Origin of the sequence: Pseudomonas fuscovaginae SE-1, from assembly GCF_000364705.1 — a bacterium.
Lineage (GTDB): Bacteria > Pseudomonadota > Gammaproteobacteria > Pseudomonadales > Pseudomonadaceae > Aquipseudomonas > Aquipseudomonas fuscovaginae_A.
The window spans coordinates 1-653 of the sequence record NZ_AQOH01000368.1 but is presented as its reverse complement, the minus strand read 5'-3'; the positions used below and the strand labels follow the sequence as shown (position 1 = coordinate 653).

Below are 653 nucleotides of genomic sequence, written 5' to 3'. Positions count from 1 at the left end.
AGTGGGGGGGGGAGCCGATCCGGCAGGTCCTCAGCCATGCGCCAGGCAACGAGCAGGCCATTGGCGGCCTGAAAGTCATGACCGAGAACGGCTGGTTCGCCGCGCGGCCATCGGGTACCGAGGATATCTACAAGATCTATGCCGAGAGCTTCATCGGCGACGATCACCTCAAGCGCCTGGTGGAAGAGGCGCAGGTGCTGGTGGACGGGGCGATTTCCCCGGCCTGATGATTGCTGAGGCTGAGGCTGAGGCTGAGGCTGAGGCTGAGGCTGAGGCTGAGGCTGAGGGAGGGAGGAGGTCTGCTGTGGCGAGCGGGCTTGCCCGCGCCGGGGTGCAAGGCACCCCAAACCCTGACTCCCCGGTTCAACTGATGTATCGAGTGCCCAGGTTTCAGGGGGCTTTGCCCCCAGCGCGGGCAAGCCCGCTCGCCACGGCTCCAGCTCAAGCCACATCCACCAGGATGATCTCGCTGTCCTCCACGGCGGTCACCCGCAGCACCTCTTCCTCGGCCACGGCCACCCCATCACGGGCTTCGGCCCGCAGACCATTGACCTCGATCACCCCGGTGGCCGGCACCAGGTAGGCGCGACGATCGCTGCCCAGGCGGTACTCGGCGCTTTCGCCGGCTTTCAGGTTGGCCGCCACCAGCCGCG

General features: G+C 67.1%; 2 pseudogenes. One reads left to right on the top strand and one right to left on the bottom strand.

Annotated features, from left to right (window positions below):
• Positions 1–227, top strand: a pseudogene (locus K675_RS31585) (alpha-D-glucose phosphate-specific phosphoglucomutase); the annotation flags it as partial.
• 214 nt (positions 228–441) lie between these two features.
• On the opposite strand, the pseudogene K675_RS31580 reads toward K675_RS31585, so the two are convergent.
• Positions 442–653 (bottom strand): annotated as a pseudogene (locus tag K675_RS31580) (pirin family protein); the annotation flags it as partial.